This is a genomic window from Pontixanthobacter aquaemixtae (assembly GCF_009827395.1).
GTDB classification, from domain to species: Bacteria; Pseudomonadota; Alphaproteobacteria; order Sphingomonadales; family Sphingomonadaceae; genus Pontixanthobacter; species Pontixanthobacter aquaemixtae.
The window spans coordinates 264,619-289,022 of the sequence record NZ_WTYX01000001.1 but is presented as its reverse complement, the minus strand read 5'-3'; the positions used below and the strand labels follow the sequence as shown (position 1 = coordinate 289,022).

Genomic DNA, 24,404 nt, shown 5'->3' with positions numbered 1-24,404 from the left:
CCTCGAAGCCGGTTGTAATGTGCGCGGTGATTAATTGCCCGGTTGCGCCTGTGGCGGAGCGCCCGCTGGCCCGCCGGCACCGCCTTCTTCACCCTGCTGCTGCATCTGCATCATCTGCTGCAATGCCTGCAAACGCGTGTCGAAATCGGCGCGGCCCATGAAGTCGATCACTTCGATCTCGAAAATCAAATCCGCACCCGGGGGGATCGGCGAACCGGGAGGAACGCTGTCTCCGTAACCCTTGTTCGACGGGATATGCAGAACATAGCGGCCGCCCTTGCGCATCTTTTGCAGACCTTCGAAAAAGCCCGCTACGGTTGCGCCTTCTTCAATCGGGAACGGTGTGCCTTCGGGGAAGATGCCAGGCGGAATTGGCGGGCTTTGCGATTCTTCAAAAACCGTCCCGTCAGCCAGTTTGCCGGTATATTTGACGAACACCATATCGCCGATATTTGGCGTTTCTCCGGTGCCTTCTTGCACGGTTTCGACCGAGATGCTGGGCGGTACAGCAGCCCACGCAATGCCCGCGCCGATCAGTGCGGCGACAATGACGCCCAGCCACAATTTGGTAAGCGAACCCTTTGCTATGGGTTGGAGAGGAACGCGGGTGACTTCGGTCATGTAGGTATCCTGATACTGTCTCTGTGCGGATTCTTACGCACCAAAACAAAAGGGCGCAGATTTCTCCGCGCCCTGATGGCTTATCACAGAACTGTGTTCAAGCGAGTATTGCGTTTCTTGTAGAGCTGGGTTCCCGCTTTCGCGGGAATGACGTCCCTTATACCCCGTCGCGTTCCATCCGCTTGCGGTCCATCTTACGAGCGCGGCGAACGGCAGCGGCTTTTTCACGCGCGCGCTTTTCGCTTGGCTTTTCGTAATGACGACGCAGTTTCATCTCGCGATACACGCCTTCCCGCTGCAGCTTCTTCTTGAGAGCGCGGAGAGCTTGGTCGACATTGTTATCGCGAACCATGATTTGCATAAATTCAAAAACCTCAGTGCAAAAGGTCTTGGGCCGCAACAACGCGGTCAGACCCCGTAAAATCAACGAAAATGGGCCGAATCCGCGAGGGATCGGCTCGAACGAGGGCGCAACTAGCGAATCATCGGTGTTTTGGCAAGTGCGAAGGTGCAATTAGCCCGATCTGTTATAGGCCTCGCGCATCCATGTTTGAACTTCGGAATCAAAATCGGCGGCTGTTTCAAGCCGGACCCGGTGGCTGCACATCGCGTTGTAACTTTCCAGACGGCCCGTGGCATCATCGCCTTTGAGCGCAAGGCCGAGGTCGATCCGCGTCTTCGTTGCGGGGGTGATCAGCGCAAATTGTTTCTTCCGGCGCAGGCTCACACTCGCTTTCTTCGGGGCAATTTCAACATCGCTGCCCAGTGACTTGGCAAATTCGACAATAGCATCATGGATCGGCTTCAGTCCGGCTTTGGCACCGGAATATTGTTCGGCGACCTGATCGACTTCCTCCCCAGTTTCCTTGCTTTTGGCCGCGATCAGATTGGCAAAGCCGTGCGAAATGCCATGCTCGCCTTTGAGAAACGCCATGATTTCCCCGTGCTTGGCGAAATTTTGCGCGGCGATCAGCGCCAGCCATTCTTCCAGCGGCTTGCCCGTTTTTTCCGGGATGTTGGCAAGCATTGTCGCCAATTGTTGTTCGGGTGTCGCCATGTTCCGCTCCGTTTTCGCCTCTGTTATGGAACCCAGCCTAGGTCGCTCGATGCGCGGCGGCAATATAAAGCGTGCCGCCAGATGTTAACTCCGCAGCCAAGCTACTTCCAAGCAGCAACCGGGGCGGCTAAGGCGGCGGCCATGTCCACGCTTTCTCCCCTCGCAGCCACGCTCAACGTCGCCATTGGCGGCGCGGTGGGCGCTGTGTTGCGGTATCAGGCGGGTCGCGGGATTACCGCCTTGCTGGGCCCGAAAACGGTGATGGCATTTCCGTGGGCGACGCTGACGGTCAATGTTATCGGCAGCATGGCAATGGGGCTGCTTGCCGGATGGCTCGCGCGCCATGGCGGATTGCAGAACGAACAATGGCGCTTGCTGATCGGTGTGGGTCTGCTTGGCGGATTTACGACATTTTCGGCCTTCAGTCTGGAACTGATGCTGCTGATCGAACGCGGCCAATCGGGTCTGGCGCTGACCTATGCCCTGGTATCGGTCCTGGCGGGGCTGGTCGGGCTGTATATCGGTCTGATTGTGATGAGGCTTGCAGCATGAGTGACAAGGAAGCCGGATCATCGGCCAATCCGTGGGATGCGGAAAAATCCTCTGCCAATGTCCGGCAGTACACGATCGGGCAGGACGATAACGACATTCGCCTTGATCGCTGGTTCAAGCGCAATCTCCCGCAAATCGGTTTCGCAACGGTCAGCCGCTGGGCGCGCACCGGGCAGGTTCGGGTCGATGGTGGCCGCGTCAAACCCGACACGCGGCTGCAAGCGGGGCAAGTTCTGCGTGTACCGCCCGGGGGCGAGAGCCAGAAGCGCGGGCCGCGAAAACGCGAAGAGCTGTCTGACGAGGATATCGACCGCGCCGAAGCAATGCTGATCACGCAGGACAAGGCGGCGATTGTTCTCAACAAGCCGCCCGGCCTGGCGACACAGGGCGGCACCGGCACGCGCGATCATGTTGACCGCTTGCTCGATGCTTTTGCCGGGCCCGACGATCCGCGCCCGCGGCTGGTACACCGGCTCGACAAGGACACCAGCGGCGTTTTGCTGACCGCGCGGACACCGGGCAGCGCGGCGTTTTTCTCCAAACGGTTCTCGGGCCGCGATGCGAAGAAAGTCTATTGGGCGCTGGTGGTTGGCGTACCCGAAGTGCAAGACGGCATAATCGACGCGAAGCTTTCCAAACAGCCCGGCACCGGCGGCGAGAAAATGCATGTCGACGAGCAAAGCGGGCAAACCGCGAAGACACGGTACCGCGTGGTCGATCGCGCGGGCAATCGTGCGGCCTGGGTCGAACTGCAGCCTTTCACCGGCCGCACGCACCAATTGCGAGTCCACATGGCGGCGATCGGCCACCCGATTGTCGGCGACGGCAAATATGGCGGGCCTGACGCGTTTCTCACCGGCAGCATCAGCCGCAAGATGCATCTGCACGCGCGGCGCCTGATTATCGAGCACCCCGGCGGCGCGCCTCTGGATGCCACCGCCAGCCTGCCCGAACATTTCGCGCAAAGCATGGAACAGCTCGGCTTTGACGAGAATGACAGCGACGCCGCGCCCGAAGCGGATCGCGAGCCGATGGGCAAGGCGCTGAAGAAGAAAGTCGCGAAGCAGCATTCGAAGAAAATCCGCAAGGACCAGCGCGAGGAACGGCAGAGCCGCGGCACCGGCAAACGCAAGCTGGGCAAGAAATCCAAAGCAAAATTCGCCAAAGGCGGCCCGCCGCCCAAAGGTGGCAAGCCCAATAAGAGGGGCAGGCGCTGATGCATCCCAACCCCACTTTTCGCAGCGAAGACCGCGCCTTGCTGGAAACGCTGATCGACCAGATCGGCTTCGGCATGGTCTTTGCCCAAACGCCCGATGGCCCGCGCGTGGCGCACACTCCGCTGCTGTCGACCGGCGATGGCGCAGTGCAATTTCATCTGGCGCGCGGCAATGCGCTGACCAAGACGCTCGATGGCACCAACGGCCTGATCGTCGTCAACGGACCCGATGCCTATATCAGCCCGCGCTGGTATGAAGAACGCGGCACGGTGCCCACATGGGATTATATTTCGGTAGAGCTGGAAGGCAGAATCCGGCGCATGAATGATGAAGGGCTGGAAGCCTTGCTCCATTCCTTCATCGAAAAGCACGAGACGCGCATTGGCGGCGAGCAATGGTCCGCGCAGGAAACGCCCGATTCTGTCTGGCAAAGCCTGTTCAAGGGCATTGCCGGTTTCGAAATGGAAATTCTGGCATGGCGCCCGACGCTGAAAATGTCGCAAAAGAAATCGTCTGAGGACCGGGAGCGGATTGCCAGTGGTCTGGATGAAGCCGGCTCAAGCGCGCTTGCCCATTTGATGCGGACATTGGTGCCATGACGGTCAAGCTAGCCGTGTTCGATTGCGATGGCACGCTGGTCGATGGTCAGGCGAGCATTTGCGAAGCGATGGAAACTGCCTTCGCCGCAGCCGGCCTGCCCGCGCCTGACCGGCACCAGATCCGCCGGATTGTCGGGCTCAGCCTGCCGCAGGCGCTGCGCCACCTCGCCCCCGATGCGAGCGACGACCAGCGCATTCACGCGGTTGAAGCTTATAAGGAAGCGTTCCGCACCAGCAGGCTGCAAGGCCGCATCCAGGAACCGCTTTTTGACGGCATCTCAGCTCTGCTAGACCGGCTGCGCGATACCGGTTGGCAGTTGGCAGTGGCCACAGGAAAATCGGACAGAGGGCTCTATTCCTGCCTCGCCATGCACGGATTGAGCGAACATTTCGTCTCGCTCCAGACTGCGGATCGGCACCCGTCAAAGCCGCATCCGGCCATGCTCGAAGCCGCGATGGCGGATGCCGGGGCAGAGCCGGAAAACACCGCAATGATTGGCGATACGACTTTTGACATCGCCATGGCCGGGGCCGCCAATGTCCGCGCTATCGGGGTCGATTGGGGCTATCACACGCCGGACGAGCTGATCGCGGAAGGCGCAAGCGCCATCGCAAGCACCCCGCAAGCTATCGGAGATTTGCTGCTATGACCGTCCCTGCCGATGACGTCACCACGGCGCGCAACCGGCTGCTGTTTATCAGCTTTACTCGCCTGATCGGATTGGCGATGATTGTTGTCGGCTCTCTGATCTTGGCCGGCAGGATCGAGTGGCCGCAATTTGTCGGATATGTCCTGATTGCCATTGGCGCTGCCGAAACAATCATTATCCCGCGCCTGTTGGTCAAAGTATGGCGGAGCGGCGGCGAGTGAAACGCTTCTTCAAGGATGTCACTGTCGATGCAGCGGATGACCAATTCCGTGTCCTGCTCGACGGGCGGGCGGTAAAGACGCAGCTTGGCAAGCCGCAGTTTTTGCCAACGCAAGGCTTGGCGGAAGCGATGGCCGCTGAATGGAGCGAACAAGGCGACAAAATTGATCCCGCCCGGTTCCGCTTTCGCGATCTTGCCGATTTTGCGATCGATATGGTGGCCCCTGATCCGGATGCCACGGTGACAAAGCTGCTGGGTTTCATCGAAACCGATACGCTGTGCTATCGCGCCGATCCCGAAGAGCCCCTTTATCGCAAACAGCAGGAAATCTGGGACCCGCTTCTAACGGCGTTTGAAGAGCGGGAGAGCGTTTCGATTGAGCGGATCAGCGGCATCATGCACAAACCGCAAGCGCCGGAAACGCATGAGAAATTGTCTGAAAGACTAACCTCGCTCGACTGTTTTTCTCTCGCCGCGTTACAGACCATGACATCCTTGGCCGCATCGCTGACCGTAGGACTATCCGCGCTCGAAAAAGACGCCGATCCTGATGCGCTGTGGCGCGCAGCCAATCTAGAAGAAGATTGGCAGATCGAATTATGGGGCGAGGATGCGGAGGCAGCAGACGTCCGCGCGAATCGGCACGCAGATTTCCTCAGCGCATGGAATTTCGCGAAGCTCGCCGGGGCCTGATCCCGATCAGGAACCGATCCAGTCGGCAACTTGGCCGGCAACATCATTGGCCCCGCGATTGAGCGCATCCCCGACAGCGCCAGCTTCTGCAATCACACCCGGCTGAATGCTTTCGAAACGCCGCGTTTCGACACCGCCTTCTGATGAAGCGCGGATGGCATCAAATCGGACCACCACCGAAGAAGTGCGCGCATCATAACCAAAATCGCGCAGGGTCCCGCGCAATTGCGCATTGGCAACCACGCCCGGATCATCACCATCGATGACCAGCCGGTTGCCGCGTGAACGGATGGTTTCGGCAAGCAAGCGGCGGAACAGGCGGGTTGGCCGTTCCACCCATGTTGCATCCTTGAGGTAAGCGATTTCGGTATCGTTGATCTGTACCGGCACCCGCGGCACACCCAGACGCTGCGGCGCTTCCGGTTCGATAATCTTGATCGCGGTGTCCGCAGTGCCGCTGGCGGCGGCCCCGGCGGGAACCGGCGTTGTTGCGGTCAGCGTCAACAGGCTTGGCGGCGGCTCTGCCCCGAAACTGATGCAGCCCGCGAGCAGCAACGCAGCGCCAAGTGCCAGACTGCCGCGAGTTGTCCCTGTCATCGAGAAATCCTTCTGTCTGTGTGTCACCAGCTTCATGGTTCATAATCCGGCAGTGGCTGAGATCCGATCAAGGAGCTTGCCCCTTCGGTTTCCAGCCGTTCGGTAACATTGCGAAGCGCTTTGCTGGTGGCGCGCAAATCTTCCATTGTTGCCTCGGCCGCGGGTAGCGTTTCGGTTGCCAGTTGGCGCGCCGCGGGCCGCGCATCTTCCAGCGTGGCGCTTAGCGAACGGGCCGCCGCATCTGCACCGTCCAGCGTTTCGCGCAATTGGGACGCAAGCTGCGCGCCTTCCTGATTGATCAGCGCATCGGTCGACTGAGTGGCCTTTTCAAACGCGTCCAGCGCCTGGCTCGCCTCGCTCAGCGTGTTTTCCAGTTCTGCCATTGTTGCCTGGAATTGCGGGCCGGTATCGGCCAGCTCGTCGGTCATACGATTGGTATTGGCTAGAATCGCGCTGATTTCCGACTGGTTTCTGTCGGACAGGACCAAAGTCAGCCGTTCGGTCAGAGTGGCCAGCCTTTCAAGCAAGACCGGCGCACTGGATAGCAGCGCACCCAATCCGCCCGCTTTGGGCGGAATTTGCGGAACATTTTCGGCAAAGCACGCGGTCGTTTCGCACGTGATCGGGGGTGCGCCCTGACGCGCACCTTCGAGCAAAATCGTCGAAAGGCCGGTAAACGAGCCCTGGATTGTTGCGGTGGTCCCGATCAGGATCGGCACTTCCTTATCCACCTGGATACGCACGCGCACGAACTCGAGATTTTTCTCATAGAGCTTGATCTCGCTGACCTGCCCCACCGGAACGCCGGCAAAAGAAACTTGTGAACCGATGGCAAGGCCCGAGACATCCTGCCCGAAGAGAATGTCATATTCTTTCTGTTCGCCCTGACCCAATTGCGCCAGCCAGATGATGAACGCCGCAAGCGCGCCAAGCAGCAAGAGCGTTATCGCCCCGACCCACAAATGATTTGCCCGCGTTTCCATATGCTTCCTCTTGTCTTGGGCCTTATGCCTTGCCCTGTGTGGGTTTGTCCATCGACCGTGACCGGCTCTGCGCCTTGCGGCGTTCGTCGCGTGCCTGGCTGGCCTGCGCAGCGCGCCCGCGCGGTCCGTTGAAATATTCCTCTATCCACGGGTGGCCGGTTTCCAGCAGTTCGGGAATTGTCCCCACGGCAACAACCTTCTTGTCCGCCAGCACCGCGACACGGTCACAAATTTCGTACAAAGTATCGAGATCATGCGTGATCAGGAATACAGTCAGGCCAAGCGTTTCCTTCAGTTCCAGAGTCAGCTGGTCAAAACGGGCCGCGCCGATCGGGTCGAGCCCCGCGGTCGGCTCGTCAAGAAACAGCAGCTCCGGATCGAGCGCCAGCGCCCGCGCAAGCCCCGCGCGTTTCTTCATCCCGCCCGACAATTCTGAAGGATATTTGTTCGCCGCTTCTTCGGGCAGCCCCGACAGCATCACTTTGTAGCGCGCAATGTCCTTGAGCAGATCGGGGCCGATTTCGGGATGGAACTGTTTCAGCGGAACCTGAACATTTTCGCCCACGGTAAGCGTTGAAAACAGCGCTCCGCCTTGGAACAACACGCCCCACCGGCTGCGCACGCCGATTGCCTCGTCAGGTTCGGCATCGGTTATCGAATTGCCGAAGACCTCTATTTCGCCTTCGCTGGGCCGTTGCAGCCCGATGATGGATCGCATCAGCACCGATTTGCCGGTGCCCGACCCGCCGACCACGCCCAGAATTTCGCCCTGCCGGACTTTGAGCGAGAGATCTTCATGCACCGTCTGGTCGCCAAAGCGATTGACCAGCCCCTCGACCACAATAGGGTATTCGTCTTCGAAACGGGTGAATTCGTGATTGTCCGCAGCCATCAGCCCCACCCGACCGATGTGAAGAATACGGCGAAGAAGGCATCGAGCACGATTACTGCAAAGATCGCAGAGACCACCGCCATGGTGGTGCGCCGCCCGACTTGCTCCGAATCGCCCTTCACCTGCATCCCGTGATAACAGCCCGCCATGCCGATGATCAGGCCGAATACCGGCGCCTTGATCAGGCCGACCCACAAATCATGCGGCGGAACCACGTCCTTTATTCGCGACAGGAATGTCAGAAAGGGAATGTCGAGAGCGACATCGGCGATCACCGCGCCGCCGATAATGGCGACCACAGCGGAATAGAACCCCAGCAGCGGCATCATCAGGACCGAGGCGAGAATGCGCGGGATCACCAGCGCGCCTATCGGCGAAATACCGATTGTGCGCATGGCATCCACTTCTTCGGTCAGTTTCATCGTGCCGATCTGCGCGGCGAAGGCCGAGCCGGAGCGACCCGCGACCATGATCGCAGTCATCAGCACGCCCAATTCGCGTAAGGTAATGCGCCCGACCAGATTGACCGTTAGCGTCTCCGCGCCGAATTGCTGCAATTGCACCGCGCCCTGCTGCGCAATCACGATGCCTATCAGGAAGCTCATCAAGCCGACAATCGGCAGCGCGCTGATCCCGACAAGTTCCAGCTGGCGGATCAGCGCCTTTCCGCGGAATTGCCCGGGATGACGGATCAATGTAGCAAAGCCGGTGATGATCTGCCCGAGGAAGCCGATCACTCCGGCCAGCCCGAATGCGAAATCGCGGACCAGTTCGCCCATACCCGCCGGAACGCGCGTCCAGAATGGCAGCCGTTCGGGTTCGATATCGGCCGCATTGCCCGACGATTCGACCGCGTCGAGCAACCGCTTTGCCCGCGACCCGGCGCCGACAATCTCTGCCTCATGCCCCGCCGCCAGCGTGCATGCGATCCATGCCCCGACGGTGTCTATTGCGTCAACACCGGACAAATCGACCTGCGTTATGTCGTCATCGAGTTCGCGCAGTTCCTGCTCGATTTCTCCAATGGTTGAAACGAGATAGGCCCCGGACAGCGCCAACCGGATGCCGCCGCCCTCTGCTTCCTCTAGGGAAAAATCTGCCCCTTCACTCATGGCCGCAAGCTATGCGGTGAAAACTCTGATACTACAAGCCGCTAAGAGTAAGTTGCTTACCGCGAAAGGCGCTGGCAAAGGCGTTTTGATATGACAAGCGAGCTTTCAAAGACTTTCGACCCCGCCTCCATCGAAGCGCGTTGGTACCGCCATTGGGAAGATAACGGGCTGTTCCGGCCCGAGCGCCCCGATGCGCAGCCCTTCACCATCGTGAACCCGCCGCCAAATGTCACCGGTTCGCTGCATATCGGCCACGCGCTGGACAATACGCTGCAGGATATTGTGATCCGTTACGAACGGCTGCGCGGCAAGGATGCCTTGTGGGTGGTCGGCACCGATCACGCGGGCATCGCGACGCAAATGGTTGTCGAGCGCCAGTTGGAAGAACGGCAGGACAAGCGCACCAATTACAGCCGCGAAGACTTCGTCAAGAAAGTCTGGGAATGGAAAGAGGAAAGCGGCGGGACGATCACCACCCAGCTGCGCCGCCTCGGCTGCTCAATGGATTGGAGCCGCGAGCAATTTACAATGGACCCGCATTTCAGCGATGCGGTGCTCAAGGTCTTTGTCGATCTCTACAATGACAAGCTGATTTACCGCGACAAGCGGCTGGTCAATTGGGACCCCAAGCTGAAAACCGCGATTAGCGATCTGGAAGTCGAGACGCAGGATATTCCCGGCCAGTTCTGGCATTTCAAATATCCGCTCGCCGACGGTATAAAACTGGATGATGGCCGCGATTATATCGAAGTCGCGACCACCCGCCCCGAAACCATGCTCGCCGATATGGCGGTTGCGGTGCATCCCGATGATGATCGTTACAAGTCGGTTGTCGGCAAGGAAGTTATTCTGCCGATTACCGGCCGCAAGGTTCCGATTGTCGCGGATGAACACGCCGATCCCGAGCTGGGCAGCGGCGCGGTGAAAATCACCCCGGGCCACGATTTCAACGATTTCGAAGTCGGCAAGCGCGCAGGCATCGCCGCGGGTGACATGCTCAACATGCTCGATGCCGAAGCCAATGTTTGCCAGACGGCGGACGGGCTGGTGCCCGAGGAATATCTCGGACTGCACCGCTTCAAGCGCGATGGCGTCGATGGCGCACGCGAACTGGTGATCCAGCGGCTCAAGGAACAGGGCTTCCTGATCCCGCACGTCACCAAGACCAAGAAGGGTGAGGAAGTCGAACTCGATTCCGAACCGCGCACCATCGCGACGCCTTTTGGCGATCGCGGCGGGGTGGTGATCGAGCCATGGCTGACCGATCAATGGTATGTCGATGCCGAAAAGCTGGCGCAGGCCCCGATGCAGGCGGTCCGCGACGGCGATATCGAGATCATCCCGCAAAGCTGGGAGAAAACCTTCTTCCACTGGATGGAGAATATCCAGCCTTGGTGCATTTCAAGGCAGCTTTGGTGGGGGCACCGGATTCCGGCGTGGTTTGGTCCGGACGGCGAGGTGTTTGTTGCGGAAACCGAGCAGCAAGCGATCGATCTTGCACTCCAACACTACAATGCCGAAGCTGGACGGTCACTCACCGTCGAAGTGTTGGAAGCTGCCTCAGTTAAGCACGGAAACAAGGAAATCGGTTGGGTCGGGGAGGCTCGAGACACTAGCGACACTCCCTCGCCATCCAACACGGTTATTCTTCGTCGCGATTCCGACGTGCTCGACACCTGGTTCTCCTCCGGCCTGTGGCCCTTCGCGACGCTCGGCTGGCCCGATGAGAATGCGCCGCTTTACCAGAAGCATTATCCCAATGATCTGCTGATCAGCGGGTTCGACATCCTGTTTTTCTGGGATGCGCGGATGGCGATGCAGGGGATGCATTTCACCGGCAAGGCGCCGTGGAAACGGCTCTATCTGCACGGCCTGGTCCGCGCGGCGGATGGCTCCAAAATGTCCAAATCAAAGGGCAATGTCGTCGATCCGCTGGGCCTGATCGACCAATATGGCGCCGATGCGCTGCGCTTCTTTATGGCCGCGATGGAAAGCCAGGGCCGCGACATCAAAATGGATGATGAGCGGGTCAAAGGATACCGCAATTTTGCGACCAAGCTGTGGAACGCCACCCGTTTCTGCCAAGCCAACGGCATCACCGCATCGACCACTCTGGAAGCCCCCGCTGCGGGCCACGCGGTCAACAAATGGATCATCGGCGAAGTGACGGAAACGCTGGCCAAGCTCGATACAGCGATGGCCGATCTGCGCTTCGACGCGGCGGCCAACATCATCTACCACTTCACATGGGACACATTCTGCGACTGGTATATCGAGCTCATCAAAGGCAACTTTGACGAGGAAACCAAAGCCGTCGCCGGCTGGGTGCTCGACCAGATTCTGGTGATGCTGCACCCCTTCATGCCCTTCGTCACCGAGGAACTTTGGGGCGCACAGGGTGATCGGGCGAACTACCCGCTGATCACCGCGAAATGGCCCGATTTCGACGCGGGCGTTGATGCGGATGCCAAAGCCGAAGTCGAATGGCTGATCGGCCTGACCGGTGCGGTTCGCGGCGCGAAGAACGAGCTCGGTATTCCTCCGGGTCAAAAGCTGGACGCCTATTGCGAAGCGCCCAGCGCGCTCGCCGCCGATGCGATTGCCCGCAATGCAGCTGCTATCGAACGCCTCGCGCGGATCAGCACGATCCACACCTCCACTGCCCCCGAAGGCGCGGCAATGCAGATCGGTGCCGGCACCGATACGCTGGTCATACCGCTCGAAGGCCTGATCGATATCGACGCAGAAAAAGCACGCCTGACCAAAGCGCTCGAAGCCTCGACCAAGGAAGTGAAATCACTCGAAGGCCGCCTCGGCAATGCAAACTTCGTCGAACGCGCCAAGCCCGAAGCGGTGGAGAAAGCCAAAGCCGACCACGCGCATCACGGCGCCGAAGTCGAGCGGCTGACGGCGGCGTTGGAGCGGTTGGGATAGGTATTTCTGTCATTGCGAGCGACCGACAGGTCGCGCGGCAATCCAGGACGTATTGCGATTCACTCTGGATTGCTTCGCTGCACTCGCAATGACGAGTACCTGTCTGTATTCGGCACTACCAAACTATCCGACGCGACCCTACCTGAACAATATGTCGCCTTGGATCGTTCTTGCCGCCGCCCTGCTGATCGCAGCACTTCTGCTGTATCGCTGGTACGCGCGCGCGCAGAAGCGCAAGGCCCTGCTTGCGACGCCGCTTACCCCTCAGCAGCGCGTGGTGGTCGAGAGGCTGGTGCCGCTTGTGCGCCGACTGCCGCAAAACCTGCGGTTGACGCTGGAAGGAAAAATGAACCGCTTTCTCGACCAGGTCACCTTTCACGGGCAAAACGGGCTCGAAGTTGGCGAGGAAACGCGGCTGTCGATCGCTGCCCAAGCCTGCCTGCTGATCGTCAACAGTCCGGTGTGGTACGATACGCTGCGCAATGTGCTCATCTATCCCTCTGCCTTCCTCACCCATCGCGGCACGCATGACGGGCATTTGATCCACGAAAACAATCACGCGACTTTGGGCGAAAGCTGGGCGCGCGGGCCGGTGATCCTGTCATGGGATGATGCGCTGCATGGAGGGCTTGATGCGACGGACGGGCACAATGTCGTGATCCACGAATTTGCGCACCAGCTGGATGGCCTTTCGGGGCATACCAATGGCATCCCGATCCTGCGCAAGGGACAGGCCTATGCCGGGTGGGAAACGGCCATGCTCGATGCCTATCACGACCATGTCGAACGGCTCGAGCGCGGGGAGCACACGCTGATCGATCCCTACGGCGCGACCAATCACGAAGAATTTTTCGCCGAAGCGATTGTCACTTTCTTTGAACGACCCGCTGCGTTGCGCCGCGAAGAGCCCGCGCTTTATGCGCAACTGGCAGAGCTGCTTGCACTGGACCCTGCGGCGTGGGGTTAAATCCTCCCCGAAACGGGGAGGTTGTGATTGGGCTGCTGCGCAGCGTTGCGTAGAGACTATAAAGCCCCCTCTTCTTCAGAGGAGGGGGTTTGGGGGTGGTGGTGCGCCGGCGTCGTTCGCGCCCAGATACCACCCCGCTGCGACTAGGCTCACCTGCGGTTCGCCAAGTCTCGCTGCCCCTCCTCTAAAGAAGAGGGGCGCTATGATAGGATTGTCCTACTTATCAGTTTTGAGGCAAAGAGGCGGCATGAACCAGATTTCACTCACGAGCCGCAACCGCGTTGATCGATTCAGCCGATCAAAAGGTGCGTCTGTGATCGAAGCGATTTTAGCGTTTGAACAGTGGTCCATGCGGTCCATCTGTTCTTCAGCAGCGACCAACCGAGCCGGTGTGTCATGGCCAAGCTAATCCTCGCCACGCAAGCGCCCGGTGAGCCGGAGATTTTCGCCTCGGTTCAGGGCGAAGGGCCGAGCGCGGGTACGCCCTGCACCTTCATACGCCTTTCGCGCTGCAACCTCGCCTGCGTGTGGTGCGACACGGCCTATACTTGGCACTTTGCAGGGGACGAACGCCCGCATCGTGACGGTGAAACGTTCGAGCGCAAGGCCAACCAGATCACGCTTGATGTGGCCGATGTGGCGGAGCGGATAATGCAGCTTGGCCAAGGTCGGCTGATCATCACCGGCGGAGAGCCATTGTTGCAAGCGGGGCCGCTCGCCGAGCTGCTCGAAGCACTGCCCGATTTGCTTGTTGAGGTCGAAACCAACGGCACCACCACCGCCCCGCCGCGGCTCGATATCCGCGTGGACCAGTATAATGTCAGCCCCAAACTGGCGCATAGCGGCAATCCGGCAGAACTGGCGCTGATCGCAGAGCGGCTGCGCAGCTATTCGCTCGACGAACGGGCCTTTTTCAAATTTGTCGTCGCGTCACAGGCTGACGTGGCCGAGGCCGCCGAACTAGTCCGCGCGCATGGCTTGCCCAAAAAGCGTCTGTTCCTGATGCCGGAAGGTACCGACAGCGAAACGCTGCGGACTCGCGAAAAATGGCTGATAGAGGTGTGTCTCGAACATGGTCTGCGCATGTCAGACCGGCTGCATATCCATCTGTTCGGTGATACGCGCGGAACGTGAATTGTTTGAAGCCCTCAGTCGCCGGGCGCGAGCCATCCGGCTCGCTTGGCTTTCCTCGCTTCCGCTCCCTGACGGTCGCTTCGCTGCGGGCGGGCCGCTTGGCCCTATGGCTGCCGCGACCAAGGTTCAGACCTGATGTTGATGGCTGGGAATGGACCGGTCCGCCGACGGACGGACCGCAAGCGCGACCGCGCGTCGCCGTTAGGCGTAGCCAAGGAATGCGGAGGCATTCCGCCCGGCGACTGAGGGACTCAGCAAATCAAACCCCTTGGGAACGCCATCTCTGCACAGTGCGATGAACCGCTTCTTCCTCGCCGCCGGTACCGTTCCACAGATCGACGAAGCTCGGATCTTCCGAAGCAGGGCGCTTGATCTCTTCGAGATTGTCGAAGCTGACGCGGATCGGAATGGCCACACCCTCGCCGCAGATGATGCATTCGCGGTTGCGGAGCGCGGGGATTGAATCGAGGAAGCCGCGCGCGCCTTCGGGCATGGCGGCTTTCACAAAGGCCTGGTCGCGATCGTTGTTGAGGCGCATCGAAATGATCGTGCCGCATTGCGACAACACGCCTTCGGCAAGGTCTGACGGGCGCTGGGTAATCAGGCCCAACGAGATTCCGTATTTCCGGCCCTCTTTGGCAATCCGGCCAAGGATATTACCGACCGACGAACCATCAGCATTCGCCTCGTTCGGAACATAGCGGTGAGCCTCCTCGCAGACGAGAAGGATCGGGCGCGTCTTCTCGTCGCGGCCCCAGATTGCAAAGTCGAACACCAGGCGGCTCAGCACCGCAACAACGGTGGATGTGATATCCGATGGAACGCCCGAAACGTCGATAATCGAGATCGGCCGGCCATCGCCGGGCATGCGGAACACTTTGGAAATGAACTCTGCCATCGTGTCGCCCACCAGCATGCCGGAGAACATGAATTGGTAGCGCGGATCGCTTTTCAGCTCTTCAAGCTTGTTCTTGATCCGCATGAACGGAGCCGAAGATGTTGCCTTGTCGAGCTTGCCCATCTCGTTCTGGATCTCGTTGGAAAGGTCCGACAAAAGATAGGGAATGGGCGAATCCACGGTGATCTTGCCAAGCGATTCCGCAAGGCGGTTCTTCGAGCGGGCCCTGAGCAGGCAGCGCGCGAGAATGTCTGCATCAACTTGCCGTTCATTGCCATCCGATGTCAGCAGAACTTCGCAATGCTCCTCGAAATTGAGCAGCCAGTAGGGCAAGTTCAGATTGGATACGTCGAGGATTTCGCCATTGGTCTTGAACGCCGCCGAGTATTCGCCGTGCGGGTCGATCATCACGATATGGCCATCCGGGGCGGCCTCGCAAATCCGGTGGAGAATCAGCGCCGCGCTAGTCGATTTACCGGTACCGGTCGAACCGAGCAGCGCGAAGTGCTTGCCCAGCATCGCATCGATATACATGCCTGCGCGGATATCCTTGGTGGGGTAGACCGTGCCGATCTGGATGTTGGCGCGGCCATCGCTGGCGTAAATCTGTTTGAGATCGGCAGTGGTCGCCGGATAGATCAAGGCGCCTGGCACGGGGTAGCGGGTAACACCGCGGCGGAAGCCATGAATCTTGCCCGTCAGCTTCTCTTCACTGCCTTCGCCAAGAAAGTCGATATTGGCGATGATCCCGCCGCCGGTACGGCGGTCCTGTTTCTGGTTGCGGACATTGGCGAGAAGCCAGCTGCTGCCGACGCGAATCTTGATTTGGCTACCAACCTGACCGGCAAGCGCAATCGAGGGATCCTGGTCGGCCATACATTGGTTGAGCCGCTCCAGATCGAGCGCGATTTGCGATCCCGAACCGGCAATCTCGAGGACTACCCCAATTGGCTGGGTCGAATTGTTGGAAGGGGCTGCTTGCGGAGCTTTGGCCTGAGCGGCGGGCGCCGCGGCAGCAGCCGGTGCGGCAGCGGGTGCAGGTGCGGGTTGGGCCGGAGCCTGCCTCACGGGCGCTGCTTGGCCGGGCGCTGCTTGGCCGGGCGCAGCTTGCGCAGCATGGCCCTGAGCATGCCCTTCTGCGTGCCCCGCAGCTTGCCCCTGTTGAAAGTTCCGATTGCTCATATCACCCATGATCGCGCCCAATTCCTGATTTTGGTCGGAATTGCGTTACGCGACAAAGGGTTAATTTCGCGTCAACTTTGCGGCGCAGATCGCCGTATAATTTCGCTAGATCAGGGCAAAAAGCCGGCCCGCGACCCAGCCCATAAAGATCGAAAGAGAAACCGCGAGCAAGCCGTACCAAAAGGCATAACGCTGCGAAAATATCTCGATAAAGCGTTCGAAACCCACCTTTTTCACTTCGACTTCAGCAATCGCGGAATCGATCACCCGCCCTTTCGCAATCGCGAATGTTTCGGCGGTATAGACGCCCGTTTGCACGTTGGAAGGCAGCGATATCCTCGCCTGATACAGAACCTGTTCGCTGATCTGCACACCCTCGACAACTTCCTTGTAGAGGCCTTGCCTGCTGCGCAAATCGACCAAGCCGGCCGTCAAACGCGCTTGCTCGTCAGGATCGATGGTCCCGCTTGGCGAGAGCTGGATGAAATCCAGACCAAGCTCGTAAATCGCCGCGGTCCGTTCATCGACAATGTCGAGCACCCGCGCAGAAGAAGCGACGGCGAAGAAGGATGGCGCCGATTGAAAAGCGCTGCTGTCGGCATTCATCCAGATGCCCGCGATGCGGTCCTTCTCGCGCAGAACGATTGGCTGGGTCGGGCCTTTGAGCACGACGACGATGTCATAGTCTTGGCCCGCCCGGGCACCCGTCGGATCAAGGATCGCCCCGAACAAGAGCAGCTCTGTACCGGTGAAGCCTTGTCGGACCTGCACTTCATGTTGCGAGACTTCGGGCACGAGAATCGGATCTGCCTGTGCAGTCAGGCCAAAGAAACACAGGGCAAGAAACAGCAGACGCTTCATTGCACCGTCACCGTGTAAATCTCGTTCGGCTGGACTCCCAGCCCGAACAGCATGACGGCGGCAACAATCAGCACGATCGCCGCCAGCGCAAGCCGCAGCCACTCGGCCTTCACCCTTTGCGCGATCTGGGTGCCCATTTGCGCGCCGGTTACCGAACCGATCAAGAGGAAGGCCGCAAGCACGATATCAACCGCCTGCGTCGTTAGCGCATGCATCATCGTTGTTGCCATGGTCACAAACAGGATGTTGAACAAAGATGTCCCGACGACAACACCGGCGCTCATTCCGAGGATGTAGAGCATCGCGGGAACCATGATAAAACCGCCGCCGACCCCCATCAGCATGGTCAAAATCCCGACCACAACCCCGAGTATCAATGGCGCGAAGGGCGAAATATACAGACCGGACCCGTAGAAGCGCCATCGCAGCGGCAGTGCCGTGACAAGCGGGTGATGCCGCCGCTTGGCCACTTTCTTCTCGACCGCTTTTTCCGATGGCCTGATCGATTGGAAAGCTTCTTTGGCCATGAGCGACCCGATCGCGCCGAGCATGAGCACGTAGAGGATGTTAATCACCACATCGATTTGCCCGACCGCCTGAAGGAAGCGGAACAGGATCGCCCCGATCGCTGCACCAAATATCCCGCCGACTACCGTCACGCCGCCCAATTTGTAATCAACGCCCTTGCGCTTGCTTTGCGCGAGCACGCCCGAAACACTGGCCCCCGTCACCTGCGTCGATGCCGACGCCGCAGCAACCGTTGGCGGAACCCCGTAAAAGATCAGCAGCGGTGTGGTGAGGAAACCTCCGCCCACACCGAACAGGCCGGACAAAACACCCGTCAGCAAACCCAACCCGACGATAAACAACCCGTTGACCGAAAGGTTTGCGATGGGAAGGTAGAGGTCCATGCCATCGCCCTAAACCACGCGGGCCGCCGATTAAAGATGGTGGAGCCTAGAAACCCGACGAAATTGTAATTGCGACCCCGGACTGTGGCTCTGCGTCACCAGTAAGACGGTGGCGATAGTCCATCGATATGCGCGCGGGCGTTTCACCGATCTTGATATCGAGGCTTGCGGTCGGCCCCGCATCGAGCCGCGCGGCGCCTTTCTGCGCCCCGCCCCAGACACCGCCGCCAAGGCGAAGTGACCCGAGATCGAATGCCACAGCTTCGCGATCGAGCCGCAAATGTCCATCGACAAACCCTGTCGCGAAATCACCGCCGACATATCCTGCCTGCGCATAGGCTTCGAGCCGGCTCTGGAGCGGCAATCTGACACGGGGAAGCTCGGTGACGACAAATGCGGCAGGTCGCGCCCTCACCTTCCCATTTGGCCGGCTCACGCGTACTTCGCCATGCGCTGCAAGCGGGAGGCTCGCGATTGGCCGCGCCGCAAGTCCCGAAGCGATTTCGGCTTCAGCGGTCTGTGCCAAGGGGCTGTTGACGCGAAGATACACGGCCGGCCTGTTCCCGCTATGCGGCGCCAGCCGATAGCGTAGCACCGCGCCTGCTTGACTGGCGCCATAGGTTGCTGGCGCTGGGCCAATCGTCACATCGCGCTGCCCGCCTTGCCTGATAAATAGCCAGCTATCGAGCGACCAACGCTTTGCCGTTTGGCGTTGATCGGCACCGGTCAGGACAGGGGGATGCTGCACAAATTCGCTTCCCGGTCGAGACGGCCTCGACCGTTCATTGGGTATCGTGGCGGGATAGCGCAAAGATTTCGGCATGGCCTGCAGTGCAGTATCCTTTTCGCGCTCACGCAAACTAATGTTCACTCCCGCGCGGTACAGATCCGCAAGCGCATAAACATCAGCCGATTGCGCAGAGTGGAACGTCGGATATTCGCGACTTCTTGAGCCTGCTGGCCAATCCGGCGTTGCTGCTTCAACGCTTCGGGGCAGTGCAGCCGGTGCAGGCGCAACGTAGCCCGGAAGTTCGAATATCGGCGAAGAACCGGCAAAGGGCGACTCCCACAAAGCGGCGCGCCCGATTGCCCAAAGCAATAACAGTGCAGCCAGAACCACTATCGGCTGTCCGCGGCGACGTTTGGCGCTCGCGCCCGCAATCCTGCTCACGCCGCACCGCTTTGCGCGCGGATCAAGACCGGATGGGCGACGTGCTCGGTTTTATCCCAACTCGGCAATTGCCCGAACAGGCTGCGCACATATGCCCCCAAAGCTCTGCGTCCGGCCATGATCGCGATAATATTGGCGACCGGCATTCTGAGGACCGCCCGTATCCCCTCGCGCCAGCCATATTCGCGCCATGTAAATGCGAAACGCCACGCCGCGCGCCACACCAAGCTTACGACATTCAGGATCAGGATGATTTTCAGGCCGGTCGTGAGTTCGAACGAGACGCCATAGCCAAGTTCGCCCAACACCCAGCCAATGGTCGAAAGAACCAGCAACAGATAGGCTGCGGCCAAAACCAGAGCGGTCAGCGGGCCCCGGCGGTCCCTCAGGCGCATCCACAATTCGGTCGGACGCGCTGACCAGCCAAGCCGGTCCCAACTTTGAAAGGCAATTCCGTGCACCCATCGGGTTTTTTGCCGGACAGCTTGGGCAAGTTCTGCTGGAAAGCAGGCGCGCGTTGCCACCAATCTGCCATCTGCATCGCGCATCCGGATGAACTTAACCCTTGCGCCGAGTTCCGCCACTCCGATTCCCAACTCGTAATCTTCGGTCAGGCATTCGGCGGAGAACGGGCGCTTGTGGCGCTTGCTTTGGGCAAGACGGGCCAGCGTTTCACGTTCCACCGCGCAGCCCACACCGGCCAGCGGCATAGCCGCACGAACCGCATCGCGAACGATCATCGTTTTGCCGTGGGCCTCGGCAAATTCCTCGCAATAATGGCCCGAGATCCACCGGGATTTGGCGATCGGGACCGGTAGGACGGGCAACTGGATCAGCTCGGCTTGGTCCATCGCCTCGTCAAGCAGGGCAAGCTCGGCGGTATCGACCATGTCTTCCGCATCATGAAGCACGATCATCCGCGCGCGGAAGCCTTGCCGGGTTTCATCCTCTTCGAGTGCGGCGAATAGCCGGTTGAGGCAGTCGGCTTTGGTGCTGGGCCCGGCCCGATCATGTAGCACCAGTCGCAACCGCGCATCACCGCCGGCAGACCGGGTGATCGCATCCATCGTCTCGGGATCATTGCGGTAACACCCCACATAAATGCTGAACTGTGCCTGCTTCCAAACGGACAGCATATGCGCGATCGTGGTGCCGACCACCGCCGCCTCTTGCCAGGCGGGAATGAATATGGCGGCCTTCCCGCGTAGCGGTGTCGTTCCCGCAACATTCTGGCCGATGGATCGGGTTTTCTTGCGGCCGGTAAGTTTCAACCAGACCCACGTCAGATCAATCGCCATTTCGTCGATCATTCCGATCAGGAAAAACACGCCAGCGAACAACAACAGCTCCTGCTGGATCAGCACGAGCCATTCCCCTGCGGTAAAGTATGTCATGGAATTTTGACCCCCCAAAGCGAGGTCCTCATCACAAAACAGCGTATCGAAGGCAGGCAGCGCTTGCAACGGGCAATGATTTGCCAATATGGGGCGGGTAATCATGTCCGAAAACAAATCACCACTTCGTCTAGTCTTTGCCCCTGTCCGCGCGCTGTTCGTCAGCGATGCGTCTGCGGGTATATTGCTGATCCTGGTTGCCGCCGCGGCGATCATTGCCGCCAACAGCCCCTTCGCCGGCGAATATCGGGATTTGTTTTACGGCACATTGAGCTGGACCCCGATTGCCAAGCTCAAAGATCTGCATTTGTGGATCAATGACGGACTGATGGCGATTTTCTTCTTCGTCGTCGGACTGGAAGTGAAACGCGAATGGATCGAAGGGCAGCTTTCCAGTGCAGAGGAAAGACGCTTGCCGATCCTCGCAGCAATTGCGGGCATGGCCATTCCGGCGCTTGTCTATCTTGCCTTTATCGATGGCGACGCTTCGCTCGTTCGCGGCTGGGCGATTCCGGCAGCAACCGATATCGCCTTTGCCATGGGCGTGCTTGGGCTGTTGGGTAGCCGCGCCCCGGCATCCTTGCGGCTGTTTCTGCTAACCGTCGCCATCGTCGACGATATCGGTGCGGTTCTGGTTATCGCGGTGTTCTACACAGCCAATATCGAGCTGATGTGGCTGGTGCTGTCTCTGGTGACAGTCGGGGTCATGTATGCGCTCAACCGGATGAAGGTGTCGAGTTACTGGCCCTTTATCCTGCTTGCGCTGGTTCTTTGGTACTTCGTGCTGAACTCCGGTGTCCATGCGACGATCGCCGGTGTTGTCGCCGCGCTGACCATCCCGATGCGCGGCCGAGATGATGAAACGATGGTCGAAAAAATGGAACACAGCCTCGCCCCGTGGAGCGCCTATCTGATTGTTCCTGTATTCGGTTTCGCCAATGCCGGTGTTTCGCTGGAGGCGATGGGCATGGAAGGCATATTGGCACCGCTTCCGGTGGCAATTGCCGCAGGCCTGTTCCTGGGCAAGCAAGTGGGCATTTTCGCGGCCATCTATGCCGCTGACAAGATCGGCTTTGCAAAGCGCCCTGACGGCGCCAGCTGGCCCGAAATCTGGGGCATTTCGATTCTGTGCGGGATCGGCTTCACGATGTCGCTATTCATCAGCGGCCTCGCCTTCGAAGGGCAGGCATTGCTGATTGAAGAAGCCAAGATCGGCATCCTTCTCGGATCGATATTGTCGGCGATTGTCGGCTATACGATCCTGCGTCTGACCACCGATCACCCGGACGACCAGAAGTCACCCTATCTGGGCTAGCCGCCAGCCGGTCTACCAGCTGCCAGTGTTTTCCATACTCGCCCAAGGTTCTTGAGCGGGCAGGTTGCCGTCCTGAAGCAATTCGATGGAAATACCATCGGGTGATCTCACGAAAGCCATATGCCCGTCACGCGGCGGGCGGTTGATCGTGACACCCGCATCCAGCAGCCGCTGGCATGTCTCGTAAATATTGTCGACGCGATAGGCGAGGTGCCCGAAATTGCGGCCACCATCATAATCTTCCGCTTCGCTGCCATCTTCCGGGGGCCAGTTGTAAGTCAGCTCAACCTCGGCAACGCCTTCCTGCCCCGGAGCGGCAAGGAAGATCAGCGTGAACCGGCCCGCTTCCACATCGAACCGGCGGACTTCTTCCAATCCGATCAATTTGAAGAACGCAACCGTTGCATCGGGATCGCTGACGCGGATCATGCTGTGAAGATATTTTGTCATGGCTGGCGATACTTCCTTTTCTGGCACTGACTCAATTGTCTTTGGCAGCCCTCTAGCGGTTTCTTGCCGCGCAGCGCACGCAAAAAAGGGCCCGCGCTTTCCCCCTCGACAGCGCGGGCCCTATCGTGCTTGGCAGATGCCTTAAGGCCTGAGGGCCTTAGAAGCTCGCGCTAAGCGTGAAGACGAATGCGTCGTCGACAAAGTCATACGCACCCACCGGAATGTCTCCCTCAGCACCGGTGTAAGCGACGCCCAGAGTCAGAGGCGTGTCAGGAATGGACGCCTCTGCGCCAATCGACCAGTCAAACGCTTTGCCGTCATTGGTGAATGTCAGGAAGCCGTCCGTGTAGCCGACATGACCGGTCACCGAGATCGGGGTGTCAGGAACGCCAATTCCAAGATCGGCATAGACATAGGTGTTATCAAACCCGAGCAGCGAATCCTGCTTGGGCGCATAAGCCGCGCCAAGAGTCGCCTCTGCCGGGCCGAAAGTGAAACCGACCGAACCGTAAAATTCGGTATAGTCGAAATCGCCCGGGCCAGCGTCTGGGTAGATGTACTGGATTACGCCAACATCAATCGCGACGCCCTCGGCGACATCGCCGCCCCAGCCGCCATAGATGTCGAGTTCGGTGCTGCCGAAACCAACGGTCGTTTCGTCAAGCGAAGAAGCCCAGGTTCCGATGTAGAAACCCGATTCGTGGGCAACATCGACCCCGCCCTGCACAGCGAGTTCGCCGCCAGACAGGTCAACACCGCGAAAGCGGTATTCGCTGGTCAAGGCAACGTTTGCAGAAACTTCTACTGAAGAACCGGATTCATCGTCCTGCGCAACAGCAGGAACAGACGAAAGTGCAGCACAAGCTGCGATAGAAACGGCGGTCAAACCGCGAATGGACGTAAGCATACCAAAAAATTCCTTGGTTGGTGAAAAGTGCTACGTCCCACCTGCAAATCCACCGGACGCCTCGTTTTAATGTGCGATCGCGTGTGAATATGAAATAATCTTGCCATGCGATGCTGCATCGCACAAGACAAATATACTAATGCCGGTTAAACATCGGCCTTCTGTTGATTTTATGCATCAGGTGGCGTTTAGCCGCGCCGTATCACAGCGATTGCGGCCTTTCTCTGATGCTCCTATGTCCGCCGCAAAGAACCGACCCTATTCCCGATTTCATGCTAAAACCGTTCCTGAAGATATTTAAAGGCAAGTCCGAAAAGAAGCGCGCCCGCTTCCCAAAGGGGCAACGCGCCTATGTGATCGGCGACATTCATGGCCGGCGCGACCTGTTCGATGCGCTGATCCATGCCATCGAAGAAGACGACAAGGAATCGGGCGAAGCCGACACGGTTATCATTTTGCTGGGCGATCTGGTTGATCGCGGCCCCGACAGCGCTGGCGTCATAAAGCTTGCCCGGCTTTGGGAAGAATACCGCAATGTCCGGTATCTATTTGGCAATCACGAAGAGATGTTCCTCGATGCGTTCACCGATTTGGACATCATGCGGCATTTTCTCAAACATGGCGGCCGCGAGACAATTTTGAGCTACGGAGTGAAATCGAAGGAGTTCAACAACGCGACAGCCAAAGAGCTGCAGGCGATGATGGCCGAGATGGTCCCCGAGGAAGACAAGAAGTTCCTCAAAGGGTTTGAGGACATGATCATCATGGGCGACTATTTGTTTGTCCACGCAGGGATCAACCCCAAGCGCGCGCTGGATGAACAGAAACCGCGCGAGCTGCGCTGGATCCGCGATCCGTTCCTGCAGCACAAGGACCGGCACACGCATATTGTGGTCCATGGCCACACGATCACGCGCAAGATTGACGAGCGAAAAAACCGCATCGGGGTCGACACTGGCGCATACAAATCCGGCACTCTGACCGCTCTGGTGTTGGAGGATGACACGCGCCGGTATATTCAAACCGCTGTTACCAAAAAGGGCAAGATCAAGATCGTGAAGACAGCCCCGAATGATGAAGGATAAGA

The 24,404-nt window shown here is 59.2% G+C and carries 25 protein-coding genes; 11 read left to right on the top strand and 14 right to left on the bottom strand.

From position 1 onward, the window contains the following. Positions 1-30: 30 nt before the first annotated feature. From GRI41_RS01385 to GRI41_RS01375, 3 genes are all read right to left on the bottom strand, one after another. Positions 31-621 (bottom strand): FKBP-type peptidyl-prolyl cis-trans isomerase, encoded by a 591-nt coding sequence (locus GRI41_RS01385; RefSeq protein ID WP_160602860.1) that lies wholly within the window; start codon positions 619-621, stop codon positions 31-33. A 157-nt stretch (positions 622-778) separates the two neighbouring features. Then, on the bottom strand, positions 779-982 hold the full coding sequence (gene rpsU / locus GRI41_RS01380) for a 30S ribosomal protein S21 (protein ID WP_160602859.1): 204 nt from the start codon (positions 980-982) through the stop codon (positions 779-781). 153 nt (positions 983-1,135) lie between these two features. Next, on the bottom strand, positions 1,136-1,678 hold the full coding sequence (locus GRI41_RS01375) for a DUF4287 domain-containing protein (RefSeq protein WP_160602858.1): 543 nt from the start codon (positions 1,676-1,678) through the stop codon (positions 1,136-1,138). A 141-nt stretch (positions 1,679-1,819) separates the two neighbouring features. Between GRI41_RS01375 and crcB the strand changes: the two genes are divergently transcribed. The 6 genes from crcB to GRI41_RS01345 are packed head-to-tail and all read left to right on the top strand — an operon-like array spanning position 1,820 to position 5,609. After that, positions 1,820-2,230 carry a fluoride efflux transporter CrcB gene (gene crcB / locus GRI41_RS01370; RefSeq protein WP_160602857.1) on the top strand — a complete coding sequence of 137 codons (411 nt, stop codon included), beginning with the start codon at positions 1,820-1,822 and terminating at the stop codon, positions 2,228-2,230. After that, positions 2,227-3,447 carry an RluA family pseudouridine synthase gene (locus GRI41_RS01365; RefSeq protein WP_160602856.1) on the top strand — a complete coding sequence of 407 codons (1,221 nt, stop codon included), beginning with the start codon at positions 2,227-2,229 and terminating at the stop codon, positions 3,445-3,447. Before crcB ends, GRI41_RS01365 begins: the two co-directional genes overlap by 4 nt. Further along, the gene (locus GRI41_RS01360) at positions 3,447-4,046 is read left to right on the top strand and encodes an FMN-binding negative transcriptional regulator (RefSeq protein ID WP_160602855.1); all 600 of its coding nucleotides are present in this window, start codon (positions 3,447-3,449) and stop codon (positions 4,044-4,046) included. The genes GRI41_RS01365 and GRI41_RS01360 overlap by 1 nt, the downstream gene beginning before the upstream one ends. Then, positions 4,043-4,696 (top strand): HAD-IA family hydrolase, encoded by a 654-nt coding sequence (locus GRI41_RS01355; protein ID WP_160602854.1) that lies wholly within the window; start codon positions 4,043-4,045, stop codon positions 4,694-4,696. Before GRI41_RS01360 ends, GRI41_RS01355 begins: the two co-directional genes overlap by 4 nt. Then, on the top strand, positions 4,693-4,917 hold the full coding sequence (locus tag GRI41_RS01350; protein ID WP_160602853.1) for a hypothetical protein: 225 nt from the start codon (positions 4,693-4,695) through the stop codon (positions 4,915-4,917). Before GRI41_RS01355 ends, GRI41_RS01350 begins: the two co-directional genes overlap by 4 nt. Continuing rightward, the gene (locus tag GRI41_RS01345) at positions 4,914-5,609 is read left to right on the top strand and encodes an ATP12 family chaperone protein (protein ID WP_160602852.1); all 696 of its coding nucleotides are present in this window, start codon (positions 4,914-4,916) and stop codon (positions 5,607-5,609) included. Before GRI41_RS01350 ends, GRI41_RS01345 begins: the two co-directional genes overlap by 4 nt. Positions 5,610-5,615: 6 nt before the next feature. On the opposite strand, the gene GRI41_RS01340 is transcribed toward GRI41_RS01345, so the two are convergent. Genes GRI41_RS01340 through GRI41_RS01325 form a run of 4 tightly spaced genes read right to left on the bottom strand, consistent with a single transcriptional unit; the run spans position 5,616 to position 9,193 of the window. After that, positions 5,616-6,206, bottom strand: a complete 591-nt coding sequence (locus GRI41_RS01340) for an ABC-type transport auxiliary lipoprotein family protein (protein ID WP_160602851.1) — start codon at positions 6,204-6,206, stop codon at positions 5,616-5,618. A gap of 32 nt (positions 6,207-6,238) precedes the next feature. Next, positions 6,239-7,189, bottom strand: coding sequence for an MlaD family protein (locus GRI41_RS01335; protein WP_160602850.1), 951 nt, complete (start codon positions 7,187-7,189; stop codon positions 6,239-6,241). A gap of 22 nt (positions 7,190-7,211) precedes the next feature. Continuing rightward, positions 7,212-8,081 carry an ABC transporter ATP-binding protein gene (locus tag GRI41_RS01330; RefSeq protein WP_160602849.1) on the bottom strand — a complete coding sequence of 290 codons (870 nt, stop codon included), beginning with the start codon at positions 8,079-8,081 and terminating at the stop codon, positions 7,212-7,214. Next, complete coding sequence (locus GRI41_RS01325) at positions 8,081-9,193, bottom strand: ABC transporter permease (RefSeq protein WP_160602848.1); 1,113 nt, start codon at positions 9,191-9,193, stop codon at positions 8,081-8,083. The genes GRI41_RS01330 and GRI41_RS01325 overlap by 1 nt, the downstream gene beginning before the upstream one ends. Positions 9,194-9,283: 90 nt before the next feature. Here GRI41_RS01325 and GRI41_RS01320 point away from each other — a divergent pair, with 90 nt between their 5' ends. The 3 genes from GRI41_RS01320 to GRI41_RS01310 all read left to right on the top strand — a co-directional run bounded on the left by GRI41_RS01320 (position 9,284) and on the right by GRI41_RS01310 (position 14,228). Further along, positions 9,284-12,127, top strand: coding sequence for a valine--tRNA ligase (locus GRI41_RS01320; protein ID WP_160602847.1), 2,844 nt, complete (start codon positions 9,284-9,286; stop codon positions 12,125-12,127). An 88-nt stretch (positions 12,128-12,215) separates the two neighbouring features. Further along, the gene (locus GRI41_RS01315; RefSeq protein WP_235901022.1) at positions 12,216-13,094 is read left to right on the top strand and encodes a M90 family metallopeptidase; all 879 of its coding nucleotides are present in this window, start codon (positions 12,216-12,218) and stop codon (positions 13,092-13,094) included. A 396-nt stretch (positions 13,095-13,490) separates the two neighbouring features. Then, on the top strand, positions 13,491-14,228 hold the full coding sequence (locus tag GRI41_RS01310) for a 7-carboxy-7-deazaguanine synthase QueE (RefSeq protein ID WP_160602846.1): 738 nt from the start codon (positions 13,491-13,493) through the stop codon (positions 14,226-14,228). A gap of 259 nt (positions 14,229-14,487) precedes the next feature. Here the strand turns inward: GRI41_RS01310 and GRI41_RS01305 are convergent, their stop codons facing one another. From GRI41_RS01305 to GRI41_RS01285, 5 genes are all read right to left on the bottom strand, one after another. Continuing rightward, positions 14,488-16,308, bottom strand: coding sequence for an ATP-binding protein (locus GRI41_RS01305; protein ID WP_235901021.1), 1,821 nt, complete (start codon positions 16,306-16,308; stop codon positions 14,488-14,490). 105 nt (positions 16,309-16,413) lie between these two features. Further along, a complete protein-coding gene (locus GRI41_RS01300) occupies positions 16,414-17,169 on the bottom strand; it encodes a TIGR02186 family protein (RefSeq protein WP_160602845.1) in 756 nt (251 codons plus the stop codon). Beyond that, on the bottom strand, positions 17,166-18,080 hold the full coding sequence (locus GRI41_RS01295; protein WP_160602844.1) for a sulfite exporter TauE/SafE family protein: 915 nt from the start codon (positions 18,078-18,080) through the stop codon (positions 17,166-17,168). The genes GRI41_RS01300 and GRI41_RS01295 overlap by 4 nt, the downstream gene beginning before the upstream one ends. 46 nt (positions 18,081-18,126) lie before the next feature. Beyond that, positions 18,127-19,251: a hypothetical protein gene (locus GRI41_RS01290; protein ID WP_160602843.1), complete on the bottom strand. Its 1,125-nt coding sequence runs from the start codon at positions 19,249-19,251 to the stop codon at positions 18,127-18,129. Continuing rightward, positions 19,248-20,645 carry a glycosyl transferase family protein gene (locus GRI41_RS01285; RefSeq protein ID WP_160602842.1) on the bottom strand — a complete coding sequence of 466 codons (1,398 nt, stop codon included), beginning with the start codon at positions 20,643-20,645 and terminating at the stop codon, positions 19,248-19,250. The genes GRI41_RS01290 and GRI41_RS01285 overlap by 4 nt, the downstream gene beginning before the upstream one ends. 103 nt (positions 20,646-20,748) lie before the next feature. On the opposite strand from GRI41_RS01285, the gene nhaA reads away from it, so the two are divergent. Continuing rightward, positions 20,749-21,960: a Na+/H+ antiporter NhaA gene (gene nhaA / locus GRI41_RS01280; RefSeq protein ID WP_160602841.1), complete on the top strand. Its 1,212-nt coding sequence runs from the start codon at positions 20,749-20,751 to the stop codon at positions 21,958-21,960. A 12-nt stretch (positions 21,961-21,972) separates the two neighbouring features. Here the strand turns inward: nhaA and GRI41_RS01275 are convergent, their stop codons facing one another. Then, complete coding sequence (locus GRI41_RS01275; protein ID WP_160602840.1) at positions 21,973-22,410, bottom strand: VOC family protein; 438 nt, start codon at positions 22,408-22,410, stop codon at positions 21,973-21,975. Between the two features lie 157 nt (positions 22,411-22,567). Then, complete coding sequence (locus GRI41_RS01270) at positions 22,568-23,317, bottom strand: TorF family putative porin (RefSeq protein ID WP_160602839.1); 750 nt, start codon at positions 23,315-23,317, stop codon at positions 22,568-22,570. 272 nt (positions 23,318-23,589) lie between these two features. Here GRI41_RS01270 and GRI41_RS01265 point away from each other — a divergent pair, with 272 nt between their 5' ends. Beyond that, positions 23,590-24,402 (top strand): metallophosphoesterase family protein, encoded by an 813-nt coding sequence (locus GRI41_RS01265; RefSeq protein ID WP_160602838.1) that lies wholly within the window; start codon positions 23,590-23,592, stop codon positions 24,400-24,402. Positions 24,403-24,404 lie beyond the last annotated feature (2 nt).